The organism is Mesorhizobium silamurunense (genome assembly GCF_014843825.1).
GTDB lineage: Bacteria > Pseudomonadota > Alphaproteobacteria > Rhizobiales > Rhizobiaceae > Mesorhizobium > Mesorhizobium silamurunense.
On record NZ_JHQR01000368.1, the window covers coordinates 1 to 14,002 of the forward strand.

Sequence of the window (14,002 nt, forward strand, 5' to 3'; positions counted from 1 at the left end):
CGGCTGCTCGCCACGCTTTCGCACAAGGCCGTGCTGGCGCGCGGCTTCGCGCTGGTCAAGGACGCCGACGGCGCCGTCATCAAGCGCGTCGCGGAGCTGGCCCCCGGTGCGGCACTGCAACTGGAATTCGCCGATGGCAATGCCGAGGCCATCGCCACCAGCGGCGGGGCGCGGCCGAAGCTGGCCGCCAAACCTTCGGGCAAGGCCAAGGAGCCCGGCAACCAGGGCTCGTTGTTCTGAGGACGGCATGAGCAGCAGCGACCCGCATCTTCGCACGCCATCTGGCAAGCCGCGTCTGCGCTCGTTCGGGATAGCCCTGGACGGCACGCCCGGCCGCTTCAACTGTATCACCGACGTGCCGGGCGTCACGGTCGGCTATACGACGCTGATTGCCGGCGACGGCCCGCTCCAGGTCGGCAAGGGGCCGGTTCGCACCGGCGTGACCGCTATCTTGCCGCGGCCGCGAGGCGAGCTTGCGACACCGGTGTTTGCCGGCGTGTTCAGCCAGAACGGCAATGGCGAGTTGACCGGCACGCACATTATCGAGGAGACCGGCGCCTTCAACCTGCCGATCACCATCACCAACACCCATTCATGCGGCGTCACCCGTGACGGCACGCTGCGCTGGATGAACCAAGTGTTGCCGGCGGCGCTCGACAGCGGTTGGGGCCTGCCGGTGGCGGCGGAGACCTATGACGGTTTCCTCAACGACATCAACGGCCATCATGTCGGCTTCGAACATGTCGCCGCGGCACTCGACAGTGCAACAGGCGGCGCCATCGAGGAAGGCAGCGTCGGCGGCGGCACCGGCATGATCGCATTCGGCTTCAAGGCCGGATCGGGCACCGCCTCGCGCATTGTCGAATGGCAGAACAGCCGCTACATGCTCGGCGTATTCGTGCAGGCCAATTTCGGCAAGCGGCGCAACTTCACCATCCGTGGCCGGCGCATCGAGCCGGAGCTCACCGAACCGGCGATCCGCGAGGCCACGGCGCGCGCCGAAAAGGGTTCGATCATCGCCATCGTCGCCACCGACGCGCCGTTCCTGCCGCATCAGATGAAGCGCCTCGCCCGGCGGGTGCCGCTAGGCATCGCCATGACCGGCGGCTACGGCTACCACAGCTCAGGCGATATCTTTCTCGCCTTCTCGACCGCCAATCCCGAGGCAGCGCTGGCGGCTTCAGGCCGCATCGCCCGCGCGGAGTTCATCCCTGACGTCGATATCGACCCGTTCTTCGATGCTGTCGTGCAGGGGGTGGAGGAAGCGATCCTCAGCGCGCTCATCGCCAATGAGGACATGACGGGGCGCGACGGCAATTTCGTGCCGGCGCTGCCCAAGGAATGGCTCAAAGAGAAATTCGGGTAAGCCGGAGGCAAGATCCGGCTGAACCATGCCTGTCTTTCCCGGCTCAAGCCGGGACCGGCATCTCACTCGGACGGCTTGTCCGACGTCGTCTGTTGCTCGCTCTCTTCGGCGACTTCCTCGAGCCGCGATGCGATCAGTTCCTTGATGTCGCCGACTTCTTCCTGGATATCCTCCAGAAGAATGCCTTCCTCGGCTGCCTTGGCGCAGCACTCCTCGGCGAGGGTCTCGGCCTGCTTCTCGATCTTGGCCGGCGAATGCTGGCAATGGACCTTTTCGCCAATCCATCCGCGCAAGAACTCGATGGCATGTTCACTCATACTGCTTCTTCCCTAGCGGCAATGCCGGTTGGTAGTCATGAACGCCCCCATCCCGCCAAAGTATGCACGCTCCATTCGAGCCGAGTCGGCCTCGGCCGGCAAGACGTTTTGCCCAAGGTCCACACAGGGAAAGGAATTGGAGGGTTCAGGGAACACGTTCAGATTGCTGAGGATGATGATGCTTTGGCCAGGATCGTCAAAGATCCGCTCTATTTGTTTCTGCTTGCTTTTTCCCGGTTTTTCAGACCGATTTCCGTCACAACAGGCAACGCATTTACGGCGATCTCGCAGGCGCGCCAAAAGGGCGAGAAACCGAAAGCCGCCGCTATATAGTGATATCCTCACGCAATGTCGACTCCACTCGCCGTCCCTGCTTCTTTCCGCCACGTCAGCCGGGCAAGCAAGGCTCGGATCACAAGGGCAAGCGGTCGCGCTCGCCAGGCACAGGTGCGATGCCGTCATTGGCCCTTGAACGCTCAAGCGGGACACGCGTAACATCACACCGCTCACACTGAGTCTGCTTCATTCGTCCGGGCTAATGTTCGGATCTGTTTGGATATTTCCCTTTGCATACGGATGCAAAAAGCAGCGCACCGGAGCGCGGCAAATCCTTTGCCCATGTGGCGGAAGCCTCCTGGGGAAAGGGTCTCAGCACCCTGCTTCGCATCATGCGCATGACGCTGCGCCACCCCTGGCAAGTCGCGATCACCATCGTTTCGACCTTCATAGCCGCGACGCTGCAGCTTCTCATTCCACGCTTGCTGGGGCGCGCCATCGATCAAGCGCAAGGCGTGATGGCCGAGGGTGCCGGCGCCGCCGCGCAGCACGCGCTTTGGAACACCGCTCTCACGCTGTTGGTCGTCAGCGTGCTGCGCGGCCTCTTCACCATGGCGCAGAACTACTGCGGCGAGGCGGTCGGCCATCGGACCGGCTATGAACTACGCCTGGCCTTCTATGAGAAGATCCAGCGTCTGAGCTTTGCCTTCCACGACAGGGTCCACACCGGCGATCTGATCACGCTCGGCCTGCTCGATCTCGACGGCGTGCGCATGTTCTTTTCCACCGGCGTCTTGCGCGTTGTCCTGCTCGGCGTGCTGATCGGCGTCGGCGCCTATCTCTTGATCAGCACCGATCTCGTGCTCGGGGTGCTCAGCCTGAGCTTCGTGCCCTTCGTTGCCTGGCGTTCCTCCGTCACCCAGTTGAGGCTGCGCAGCACCTGGCTGACCCTGCAGCAGCGACTGTCGGTGCTGAGCCGGGTGATGGACGAGAATCTCGGCGGCATCCGCGTCGTGCGCGCTTTCGCGGCGCAACGCCATGAGCTCAAGAAATTCGACCGTGCCAAGCAGGATGCGCTGGGCCTCGCCAACGAGCGAGTCGATATCCGCGTCAGCAACACCAGCGCCATGAACTTCTCGTTCCTGGTGGCCATGGGCCTGGTGCTCTGGTTCGGGGGCCAAAAGGTGATGTCGGGTCAAATCAGCGTCGGCACTTTGGCACAGTTCCTCACGTTCATGACCATCCTGCAGATGCCGGTGCGCCAGCTCGGCCTGATGGTCAACTCGTTCGCACGCGCCTCGACCTGCGGCACGCGGCTGTTCGAGCTGCTCGACACCGAGCTCGATATCAAGGATGCGCCGGGTGCCAGAGACCTCGTCGTCACCGACGGCGTGCTGCGCTTCGAGGATGTCGGCTTCCATTATCCGGGCTCAGGCGGCCGGCCGACATTGTCCGGTATTTCCTTCGAGGCCGGGCCCGGCCAGACCATCGGTATTGTCGGCCCGCCCGGCAGCGGCAAGTCGACCATCGCGCATTTGATCCCGCGCTTCTACGATGCGAGCTCGGGCACCATCACCATCGACGGCCAGGACATCCGCGAGGTCACGCTGCAGTCGCTGCGCAAGGTGGTAGGGGTCGTGCAGCAGGACGCTTTCCTGTTCACGACCTCGATCGAGAACAACATCGCCTACGGCAATCCCTGGGCGCGCGAGACCCGCATCGAGCGGGCAGCCGAATCCGCCCAGTTGCACAACTACATCATCGGGCTTCCGTCCGGCTACACCACGATCGTCGGCGAACGCGGCGCGTCGCTTTCCGGCGGCCAGCGGCAGCGCCTGACCATCGCCCGCAGCCTGATGCTGCGGCCTTCGGTGCTGGTCTTCGATGATTCCACCGCGGCCATCGATGCCGGCACCGAACAGCGGATCCGCGCGGCGATGAAACGCTTCGCCAAGGATCGCGTGACGCTCATCATCTCGCACCGGCTGAGCTCACTGATGCATGCTGACCAGATCCTGTTCGTGGAAGGTGGCAGGATCGTCGAGCGCGGCACGCATGGGGAGCTGCTGGCGCTCGGCGGGCGCTACCGCGCGCTCTACGACCTGCAGCTGCGGCCCGACGACGACCGACCCGCCGCATTGGGAGCCGCGTGATGTCGGACCCGCGCGACGACGAGAAGGAAGACACCAGAGGGCGGCCGGCAAAGGCGGTCGTCGGCTCGCACCGCGACGAGGAGGAGGTTTTCGGCAAGGCCTATGATCCGCGCATCGTGCGGCGCATCTGGAGCTTCGTGAAACCCTATCAAGGCCGGATTTTCATCTCGGTCGGAGCGGTGCTGGTGTTCACGCTGACGCAATTGGCGATCCCGCTGGTCATCCGCTACGCCATCGACCACGGCATGGCGCCGGGCAGGCTGGACCGATCGGTGATGGTCTGGGCGACCGGCGCTTTCGCGGCGGTCATCCTTGTGAACTATGCGGCGAGCTATGCTCAGGAGAGCGTCGTCGGCAAGGTGGCCGAGAACGTACTCTCCGACCTGCGCCGCGCCATGTTCGGCCATCTGCAGCGGGTTTCGCTGAGCTTCATGGACAAGACCGAGGTTGGCCGGCTGATGTCGCGCCTGCAGGGCGACGTCAATTCGATGCAGGAATTCCTCGAGACATCGGTCATGTCGGTGGGCGACATCGTGCTTTTGTTCGGCATCGTCAGCGTCCTGCTGTGGCTCGATTTCCGGCTCGGGCTGCTGACGCTCTCGACCATGCCGATACTGTTCATCGTTCGCCTGTTCTGGCTGCCGCGCGCCAAGGTCGCCTTCATGGCCGCGCACGAAACCAACTCGATCGCCAACGGGGCGCTCGCCGAAGGCATTCACGGCGTGCGCACCGTGCAGAGCCTCGAGCGCCAGCACGTCAATTTCGAGCTCTATGACGAAAAGGTGCTGGCCAATCTCAATGCCCATCTGAGATCGGCCAGATACGCGCAGGTGATGGTGCCGATCGTCGACACGCTGACCGGTATCGCCATGGCCACAGTCATCGTCGTCGGCGGTTCGATGGTGCTGTCGCACAGCCTCGACGTCGGCGTCATGGTGGCGTTCCTGTTCTACATCCAGCGCTTCTTCGATCCGATCCGCTCGCTCACCATGCAGTACAGCGTCATGCAACGCGCCATGGCTTCAGGCCAGCGCATCTCCGAAGTGCTCGACGTGCCGGTGGACGTCGCCGACAGGCAAGGCGCTGTGGCGCTGTCGCGTGACATGGACGGCTCGGTCGAGTTCAGGAACGTCACCTTCGGCTACCGGCGGAACCAGCCGGTGCTGAAGAATGTCAGCTTCCGCGTCAATCCGGGCGAAACGGTCGCGCTTGTCGGTCCGACCGGCTCGGGCAAGTCGAGCTCCATGGCGCTGGCGCACCGCTTCTACGACGTGTGGTCGGGTCAGGTTCTGGTCGGCGGGCACGATGTGCGGGACCTGACGCAGGATTCGCTTGGGGAACAGATGGCGATGGTGCTGCAGGAGCCGTTTCTGTTTTCCGGAACGGTTCTGGAGAACATCCGCTATCACAAGGCCGGGGCAACCCGCGAGGAGGTGGTTCGTGCGGCGAAAGCCGTCGGCGCGCACGACTTCATCGAGCAGCTGCCTGACGGGTACGACACCGAACTCGAGCAACGCGGCGGCAATCTCTCGCTCGGCCAGCGGCAGTTGATCAGCTTCGCGCGGGCGCTGGTGGCCGACGCCAAGATCCTTGTGCTCGACGAAGCCACGGCCAGCATCGATTCCTACACCGAGATGCTGATCCAGAAGGCGCTGATAAAACTGCTGGAAGGCAGGACCGGGCTCGTCATCGCCCACCGGCTGGCCACCATCCGCGGCGCCGACCGCATCATCGTCTTGCAGAACGGCGAGATCGTCGAAAGCGGCAACCACGAACAATTGATGGAACGAAAGGGCCTCTACGCCCGCCTCTACAACATGAACTACGCCTCGTTCGACGACATTTCCGAGGAGGAGATGGGAATGGACGCAGTGGCCGGCAAAGCGACGTAGCCGCCAGTATGGGCTGGGCCGCAGCCTGGCGCAGGACGAAGCAGCCAAGATCCTGAGCGCGGTGCAGGAGAAAGCCGACAAGCCCATCGACCCGGTCCTTCGCGCCAAGACGCGCCTGCAGTTGCAGAAGCTGAAAGAGGATGCGAACCCCTGCTACATCAAATTGGAGCCCGCGAAGGCAAACCTGCCCCCGCTCGAGCTTGCCGGCGCTTGATGCGGGCCTTGCGAAGCTGGACAGCCGCGACGGCCCGCGTCGTGGACTGAACTACCCAAGCGTTTGACTGGCCAGTGCATAGGTTATCGGCCCAACTCCGTCGCCGACGGCAAAATCGGCGAGGCGTTTGCCTGACGACATGGTCAGAACGGTGTCGAAGACCGGCATTCCGCTGTGCGACAGAAATGCGGCGAACTCGCCGCTTTCCATATGGGTGTCCACACGCAGGAAGCCGCCCGAATGCTCGGCCACGTGCGGCCGAACCACCGCGATGGCATCGGCATCCTGCACCGCCACGACCGGACCGACGACGTGGCCACGGCCGAACGGGCGGCACAGGGCGAAGGCCTTAAGCGCCCCATCGTCGAAAAGCCCGTAGCCGACTGACTGGTCGAACAGCTTTTGGACAAGCGCTTCCCTGCGCACCCCGAAACCGGCAGTGTCGAGCGCGATGATCGCTGGCACATGCTCCGCCCGCAATCGCCGCACCTCGCTATCCGCCTTTTCCATGCTCGCCGACCCGATCGGATGGACAACCCCTTGGCACTGGTAGACGGTCTTCTCCGGCTGAAAGTCGAGCGAAAGATAGAGCCGCCTTGCAGCACGGGTCGCATTTAGGCGCAGATCGCGTCCGGCAACCTTCTCGAGGGCCCGCTTCATCAGCCACTGCGCCGCCCCGAGCGTCTGAAGACGCGGCGAGGTGATGACCATCCCCACGGTGGCGAAACCGGCGCCATGCGGGAACCACATGGCCGAACCGAGAACCCGGCCGATCTCATCGAGCGCCACGAAGCCTTGTCCCGATTCACGCAGGAATTGCCAGTCCTCGGCCCGATGCGGCCATCCCACCGACAGCGAGAGCACGTGCAATCGGTCCAAGTCGACATCTTGGACGTCGCCGATACGCATCGAGAAGGCATCGATTTTCAAGCTTTCGGACGGCTTCACTTTCATGGCCCTGAAAGAACCCTCAAAAATCAACGGGCGACAGACCGCCCGTACCCGCCAACGCTAGACAAGCAAACCCCATACGATTTGCTCGAAAGCCCTGCATCAACGCAAGATTCAACTGAAACACTTCCGCTTTCGGCATGCAATCGCGAAGGAACGCACACATCCTCTCCGGAAATTCACCAGCAAGCGGCATCGATTGCCGGTGAACCTTAAATGCCTTGAGGGCTGGAATGGACGTCTTAGACATCCTCGACCGTCTCGTTGCCTTTCCATCGGTCGCTGGCAGGGCGAACGGAGACATCGTCGGCTGGATCGAGGCCCATCTCGCCGAACAAGGAGCGAAGGTCATTCTGCTTCCAGGACCGGAAGGCGACCGTTCCAATCTTTTCGCGACGATCGGCCCCGCCGACGTCCCGGGCTACATCCTGTCCGGTCACATGGACGTCGTTCCCGCCGGTGAGCCGAAATGGAGTTCGGCCCCTTTTTCGCTGCGCCGGGAGGGCGAGCGGCTCTACGGACGCGGCACCACCGACATGAAGGGGTTTCTCGCCGCCGCTCTCGCGGCCGTGCCTGCGCTCGCGCGGCTGCGCCTCGCCAGACCGATCCACCTCGCTTTCTCCTACGATGAAGAGATCGGGTGCCGGGGCGTGCCGCATTTGATCGCCCGTCTGCCCGAGCTTTGCGCGAAGCCCCTCGGCGTCATCGTCGGCGAACCGAGCGGCATGAGCGCCGTGCGCGGCCACAAGGGTAAGGCGGCCGCCCGTGTGATCATCAAAGGGCGCTCCGGCCATTCCTCGCGGCCCGACCTCGGGCTCAATGCCGTCCATGCCATGGCCGATGTGCTGTGCTCGGCCGTCAGCGAAGCGGATCGGCTGAGGCAGGGTCCGTTCGACCCGGCCTTTGAACCAGCCTATTCCTCGCTGCAGGCCGGCGTGATCGCGGGCGGACAGTCGGTCAACATCATCCCCGACACGTGCACGCTGGAGCTGGAGGCGCGCGCCGTACCCGGCGTCGACCCGCCCAGCCTGCTCGCCCCCATCAAGGCGATCGCCGAAACCTGTGCAGCCGAAGGCTTTCAGGTCGAGTGGATGCCGATCAGCACCTATCCGGCACTGTCGCTGCCGCAAGACGCGGCGCTGGCGGGACTGTTGCACGAGCTGACCGGCGAAGCGCCAGTCGCCGCCGTCAGCTACGGCACCGAGGCCGGGCTTTACCAGGCCGCCGGCTTCGATGCGATCATTTGCGGACCCGGCGATATCGGCCGCGCCCACAAGCCGGACGAATATATTTTGGCCAGCGAGCTCGCCGCCTGCCAGCGCATGATCGAAGCACTGGGTGCCCGCTGCTCGGCTTGAAGGGAACCGAATGACCTTCCTGTTCAATTCCGACCCGCGACGCGGCGCGATCTTCGCCGAGGCGTTCGCCGCGGAATTACCGGACCTCCCCTTCGCCATGGATGCCGAGACGGTCGATCCCGACGCGGTGCGGTACCTGATCACCTGGACCGTACCGGAGAACCTCGCCCGCTACAGGAATCTGGAAGTCCTGTTCTCCATCGGCGCCGGCGTCGATCAGTTCCGCTTCGATGCGGTGCCCGCGAAGGTGAAGGTCGTGCGCATGATCGAGGAAGGCATCGTGCGCATGATGCAGGAATATGTGATGCTGGCCGTGCTCGCCCTGCACCGCAACCTGCCGGCCTATCTCGCCCAGCAGCGCGCCGGCGAATGGCGAGATATCCCGCAGCTCCAGGCCAGGGCACGCCGGATCGGCGTGCTCGGCCTCGGGCAGCTCGGTGAGGCCGTCCTCGACCGGCTGAAACCCTTCGGCTTCCCGCTCGCTGGATGGAGCCGCTCGCCGCGGCGGATCGAGGGCGTGACCTGTCATCACGGCGAGCCCGGGCTAGAGGAAATGCTCGCGGTCAGCGACATACTGGTCTGCCTGCTGCCGCTGACGGAAGAAACGCGCGGATTTCTGAACGCCGACCTGTTCGCGAAACTGCCCGGAGGCGCGGCGCTCGTCCAGGCGGGCCGGGGGCCGCAGCTCGACCATGCCGCGCTCCTCGCCGCGCTCGACAGCGGCCATCTGTCGGCGGCGATGATCGACGTGACCGATCCCGAACCGCTGCCCACGGGCCACCCGTTCTGGTCGCATCGCAAGATCATCCTAACGCCGCATGTCGCCAGCGTGACCCAGCCGGCGACCGCCGCACGCGCTGTCATCGACAACATCAGGCGCCACCGCGCCGGTCTCGATCCCGTCGGGCTCGTCGACCGTTCGCGCGGCTATTGAACTCCAACTGGAAAGGCCATCCTTTGTCCCTGCTCAAGACCGTCGATACCGACCCAGCCTTCCAGCCGCGGGCATCCAAGGCGCTGCCCGACCGGCTGATTGCCGGCGACCCCGCTTTCAAGACCTGGGCGCAGGATGTCGCCAAAGGCGACCTCGTCCATACCGGCGTCTGGGAGGCGACGCCGGGCGAGACGCGCTCGATCAAAGGGGAGACGTTCGAATTCTGCCACATCCTCTCCGGCGTGGTCGAAATCACGCCCGACTCTGGCGAGGCAGTGACGTACCGCGCCGGCGACAGCTTCGTGATGAAGCCTGGCTTCACCGGTGTCTGGAAAACCATCGAGACGGTGCGCAAGATCTACGTGACGGTAGGGTAGCGAGCGTCCGGGTCAGGCGCTGACCTTCGCGGAAGATTTTGCTGTCCCTTGCCCCCAGCACGCAACATTCATCGGCGGCGGATCGCCGAACAGCGCATGCTGCGCGCCAGCAAGCGCTAGGGTCTGGTTGATGCTGGAAAGTGGTCGCCCCCATGAGCCTTAGCTTCGATCCGGACACGATTCTCCTCCCCGTTGGCCATTTCATCGGCGGGGAACTGATTTCGGCTGCGGGTGCGATCGAGATGCGCCGTCCGTCCGATGGCAAGGCCTATGCGGCCTCCCCCGTGGCCGATGTGGACTTGGTGGACTGTGCTGTGGAGAGCGCCAAGTCAGCGCTGAAGGCCAGCAACTGGGGCGGCGTTCGGCCGCGCGAGCGCACCAGGGCGCTGCAGGCCTGGGCCGATCTGATCGTGGCGGAAGCTGAAACGCTCGCAAGGATCGAGGCGCTGTCTTCGACCCGGCCCGTCGGCCAGCTCGTCGCCGGCGACATCGCCGTCACCGCCGAGCAGATCCGCTTCTTCGCCGAATTCGCCGACAAGGAAGGCAGCGACCTGGTGCCGACCGACGACGCCAGTCTCGGCATGATCATGAGCGAACCCTATGGCGTGGTCGGCGCGATCACGCCCTGGAATTTTCCCATCTCGATGGCCGGCTGGAAGCTCGGCCCGGCGCTCGCCGCGGGCAATGCAGTCGTGCTGAAGCCGTCGGAAATGACGCCGTTTTCGGCTGTCTACATGGCGCAGCTTGCCGTCAGAGCAGGGCTGCCCGCTGGACTGATCAACGTTGTGCTCGGCGATGGGCCGACGACCGGCACGGCGCTGACCGGCCATCCCGAGATCGCCAAGGTCAGCTTCACCGGCTCGACCCGCGCCGGGTCAGCCATCATGGAGAACGTCGCCCGCACCGGCATCAAGCCGATGACGCTGGAGCTTGGCGGCAAGAGTCCTCAGCTCGTCTTTGCCGATGCCGATCTGGGCAAGGCGGCGGCAGCGATCGCCGGCAGCGTCACCTTCAACGCCGGCCAGGCCTGCGTGGCCGGCACGCGACTGATCGCGGAAAAAAGTGTGGCCGACAGGCTGACGGCCGCCATCCTGGAGAGGATGAAGGAGGCGCGTCCCGGCCCGACCTGGGACGAGGCCACGCAGTATTCGCCGATCATCTCGCAGCGGCAGCGGGCACGTGTCGACGGCATCGTGCGGGCCGCCGTCGAGGCCGGCGGCGAATGCCTGACCGGCGGCAGCGCCATGGACGACCCCGGTTACTTCTACGAGCCGACGCTGATCGCCAATGTCGACCAGGACAATCCGGCGATCGTGGAGGAAATCTTCGGCCCGGTCCTGACCGTCCAGACCTTCGAGACCGAGGACGAGGCGTTGGCGCTGTCCAGCCACCCGACCTACGGACTGGCTTCCGGTCTGTTCACCGCCGACCTGTCCCGCACGATCCGTCTCGCGCGCAAGCTCGAAGCGGGAACCGTCTGGGTCAACCGCTACAGCCGCTCGCGCGACCATATCCTGCCGACCGGCGGCTACAAGCGCTCCGGGATCGGCAAGGACCTCGGCCGCGAGGCCTATCTCGCCAACCGCAGGACCAAGAGCGTCCTGATCAGCCTGTGAAGAGATGCCGATGAAGTCCTATTCGATCGCCCTGATCCCCGGTGACGGCATTGGCCGCGACGTGACCGGCGCCACCTGGACGGTATTGGAAACGGTAGCCAAACGGTCCGGCTTTGCCTTAACCGGAACCGAGTTTCCCTGGTCTTGCCGCTTCTTCAAGGAGGCCGGCCGCATGATGCCCGAGAACGGCATCGAGACCTTGCGCAGCTTTGACGCCATTCTGCTCGGCGCCGTCGGCTGGCCGTCGGAGGTACCGGATTCCGTCTCGCTGCACGGCCTGCTTCTGCCGATCCGCAAGGCGTTCGTGCAATATGCCAACATCCGGCCGCACCGCCTGCTGCCGGGCGTGACGGGGCCGCTGCGGGCCGAGAGCTTCGACATATTGTGCATCCGCGAGAACACCGAAGGCGAATATTCCGGCGCCGGCGGGCGCGTGCATCAAGCGACGCTGGACGAGGTCGCGGTGGAGACCTCGATCTTCACCCGCGCCGGCGTCGAGCGCATCCTGCGCTTCGGCTTCGAGCAGGCGCGGGCGCGGCGCGGGAAACTTGCTTCCGTCACGAAGTCCAACGCGCAGAAATATTCGATGGTCTTCTGGGACGAGATCACGCGGAAGCTGGCTGCAGAGTATACAGATGTCGAAGTGATGAGCTATCACGTCGACGCGCTCGCGGCGCGCATGATCATGGCGCCGGAGAGCCTCGACGTTGTTGTCGCATCCAATCTCTTCGGCGACATCCTCACCGACATCGGCGCGGCGATCCAGGGCGGGCTCGGCTACGCGGCCTCCGCCAACATCAACCCCGACCGCTCGGCGCCATCCATGTTCGAGCCGGTGCACGGCTCCGCGCCCGACATCGCCCATCTCGGCATCGCCAATCCGATCGCCGCCATATGGTCCGGCGCGATGATGCTCGATCATCTGGGCGAGACGGACGCAGCCAGCCGCGTCATGAAGGCGCTCGAGGCGACAACCACCAGAGGCATAGGCACCCTTGCCGGTAAGGACCGCACGGACGCCATCACAGCCGCCGTCGTCGCGGCGCTCACCTGATTGCAAGGTCGTTTTCGATGAAAAGCTTGAAAGACAAAAGTCTCTTCCGCGAGGCCGGCCTGATTGGCGGTAAATGGGTCGCGGCCGGCTCCGGCAGGACGGTCGATGTCATCGATCCAGCGACCCAGACCACGATAGGCACCGTGCCCGACATGGCTGGCCCAGAAACCCGCGAGGCCGTCGATGTCGCGAACAATGCCTACCGGGCCTGGAAGAAGAAGACCCATGCCGAACGGGCCACCCTTCTGGAGACCTGGCATGGCCTCATGCTGGAGCATCTGGACGATCTTGCGCTCATCCTTACAACGGAGCAGGGAAAGCCGCTGGACGAGGCCAAAGGCGAAATCCGCTACGGCGCTTCCTTCGTCAAATGGTTCGCGGAGGAGGCGCGCCGCATCAACGGCCACACCATCCCCTCGCCCACGCACGACCGCCGCATCATCATCCTGAAAGAGCCGGTCGGTGTATGCGGCATCATCACGCCCTGGAATTTTCCCAATGCGATGATCACCCGCAAGGTCGCGCCGGCGCTGGCCGCCGGTTGCACGGTGGTCATCAAGCCATCCGAGTTCACGCCCTATTCCGCGCTGGCGCTCGGCGTGCTCGCTGAACGGGCGGGCATTCCCGCTGGCGTCATCAACATCGTCACCGGTATGCCGTCCGAGATCGGCAACGAGATCATGGCGAACGAGACCGTGCGCAAGATCTCCTTCACCGGCTCGACGCGCGTCGGTTCGCTGCTGATGCGCGGCGCAGCCGACAGCGTGAAGCGGCTCAGCCTCGAGCTCGGCGGTAACGCGCCCTTCATCGTCTTCGACGACGCCGATCTCGACCTTGCCGTCGAGGGCGCGCTCGCCTCGAAGTTCCGCAACGGCGGCCAGACCTGCGTTTGCGCCAACCGCATCCTGGTCCAGGCCGGAGTCTATGAAGCCTTCGCCGCGAAGCTCAGCGCCCGAGTCAACGCCATGACGGTGGGACCCGGCACGCAGCCCGGCGTCGCCATCGGGCCGATGATCAACATGGCGGCGGTCGACAAGATCAATCGCCATGTCGAGGACGCGCTAGCCAAAGGTGCTGAGATCGTGACAACGAGGCCGGCGTTGCCGGACGGTCCTCAATATGTCGCGCCGCTGGTGCTTACCGGCGCAACGAACGAGATGCAACTCGCCGGCGAGGAAACCTTCGGCCCGGTGGCGCCGCTTTTCCGTTTCGAGACGGAAGAGGAAGCGATCGCGCTGGCCAACGGCACGCCTTATGGGCTTGCCTCCTACTTCTACACCGAGAACCTGAAACGCGCCTGGCGCGTCGGCGAGGCGCTGGAGTTCGGCATGGTGGGGCTCAACACCGGCTCGGTCTCGATGGAGATAGCCCCCTTCGGCGGCGTCAAGCAGTCCGGCCTCGGGCGCGAGGGCGCGCAGGCCGGCATCGAGGAATATCTCGAGCTGAAGAGTTTTCACATGGGCGGGCTGGGCTAAGCCCAACCACGCCGGATCG

The 14,002-nt window shown here is 64.6% G+C and carries 14 protein-coding genes; 12 read left to right on the forward strand and 2 right to left on the reverse strand.

Annotated features, from left to right (window positions below; all coding sequences use genetic code 11):
* Positions 1-240, forward strand: a 240-nt coding sequence (locus tag DH10_RS33425; RefSeq protein ID WP_343221665.1) for an exodeoxyribonuclease VII large subunit, incomplete at its 5' end; no start/stop codon positions are given.
* A 7-nt stretch (positions 241-247) separates the two neighbouring features.
* Positions 248-1,366, forward strand: coding sequence for a DmpA family aminopeptidase (locus tag DH10_RS33430; RefSeq protein WP_192252575.1), 1,119 nt, complete (start codon positions 248-250; stop codon positions 1,364-1,366).
* 62 nt (positions 1,367-1,428) lie between these two features.
* Here DH10_RS33430 and DH10_RS33435 read toward each other — a convergent pair whose 3' ends face one another.
* Positions 1,429-1,683, reverse strand: a complete 255-nt coding sequence (locus tag DH10_RS33435; RefSeq protein WP_192252572.1) for a DUF768 domain-containing protein — start codon at positions 1,681-1,683, stop codon at positions 1,429-1,431.
* Between DH10_RS33435 and DH10_RS33440 the strand changes: the two genes are divergently transcribed.
* The 4 genes from DH10_RS33440 to DH10_RS33455 all read left to right on the forward strand — a co-directional run bounded on the left by DH10_RS33440 (position 1,672) and on the right by DH10_RS33455 (position 6,218).
* Positions 1,672-2,016 carry a hypothetical protein gene (locus DH10_RS33440; protein ID WP_192385814.1) on the forward strand — a complete coding sequence of 115 codons (345 nt, stop codon included), beginning with the start codon at positions 1,672-1,674 and terminating at the stop codon, positions 2,014-2,016. The two genes, DH10_RS33435 and DH10_RS33440, sit on opposite strands and share 12 nt — an antisense overlap.
* 233 nt (positions 2,017-2,249) lie before the next feature.
* The gene (locus tag DH10_RS33445) at positions 2,250-4,112 is read left to right on the forward strand and encodes an ABC transporter ATP-binding protein (protein WP_192385815.1); all 1,863 of its coding nucleotides are present in this window, start codon (positions 2,250-2,252) and stop codon (positions 4,110-4,112) included.
* On the forward strand, positions 4,112-6,004 hold the full coding sequence (locus DH10_RS33450; RefSeq protein WP_192247168.1) for an ABC transporter ATP-binding protein: 1,893 nt from the start codon (positions 4,112-4,114) through the stop codon (positions 6,002-6,004). The genes DH10_RS33445 and DH10_RS33450 overlap by 1 nt, the downstream gene beginning before the upstream one ends.
* A gap of 61 nt (positions 6,005-6,065) precedes the next feature.
* Positions 6,066-6,218: a hypothetical protein gene (locus tag DH10_RS33455; RefSeq protein WP_192247170.1), complete on the forward strand. Its 153-nt coding sequence runs from the start codon at positions 6,066-6,068 to the stop codon at positions 6,216-6,218.
* Between the two features lie 51 nt (positions 6,219-6,269).
* On the opposite strand, the gene DH10_RS33460 is transcribed toward DH10_RS33455, so the two are convergent.
* Complete coding sequence (locus tag DH10_RS33460) at positions 6,270-7,172, reverse strand: GNAT family N-acetyltransferase (RefSeq protein WP_192385816.1); 903 nt, start codon at positions 7,170-7,172, stop codon at positions 6,270-6,272.
* Between the two features lie 230 nt (positions 7,173-7,402).
* On the opposite strand from DH10_RS33460, the gene argE reads away from it, so the two are divergent.
* From argE to DH10_RS33490, 6 genes are all read left to right on the forward strand, one after another.
* The gene (gene argE, locus DH10_RS33465) at positions 7,403-8,527 is read left to right on the forward strand and encodes an acetylornithine deacetylase (RefSeq protein ID WP_192247174.1); all 1,125 of its coding nucleotides are present in this window, start codon (positions 7,403-7,405) and stop codon (positions 8,525-8,527) included.
* A gap of 10 nt (positions 8,528-8,537) precedes the next feature.
* Complete coding sequence (locus DH10_RS33470; protein ID WP_192247176.1) at positions 8,538-9,461, forward strand: 2-hydroxyacid dehydrogenase; 924 nt, start codon at positions 8,538-8,540, stop codon at positions 9,459-9,461.
* Positions 9,462-9,484: 23 nt separating this feature from the next.
* The gene (locus tag DH10_RS33475) at positions 9,485-9,838 is read left to right on the forward strand and encodes a cupin domain-containing protein (protein ID WP_192247178.1); all 354 of its coding nucleotides are present in this window, start codon (positions 9,485-9,487) and stop codon (positions 9,836-9,838) included.
* Between the two features lie 152 nt (positions 9,839-9,990).
* Positions 9,991-11,454 carry an aldehyde dehydrogenase family protein gene (locus DH10_RS33480; protein WP_192247180.1) on the forward strand — a complete coding sequence of 488 codons (1,464 nt, stop codon included), beginning with the start codon at positions 9,991-9,993 and terminating at the stop codon, positions 11,452-11,454.
* Between the two features lie 10 nt (positions 11,455-11,464).
* Positions 11,465-12,508, forward strand: coding sequence for a tartrate dehydrogenase (locus DH10_RS33485; RefSeq protein ID WP_192247182.1), 1,044 nt, complete (start codon positions 11,465-11,467; stop codon positions 12,506-12,508).
* A 17-nt stretch (positions 12,509-12,525) separates the two neighbouring features.
* Positions 12,526-13,983: an NAD-dependent succinate-semialdehyde dehydrogenase gene (locus DH10_RS33490; protein WP_192247184.1), complete on the forward strand. Its 1,458-nt coding sequence runs from the start codon at positions 12,526-12,528 to the stop codon at positions 13,981-13,983.
* The last annotated feature ends 19 nt before the right edge of the window (positions 13,984-14,002 follow it).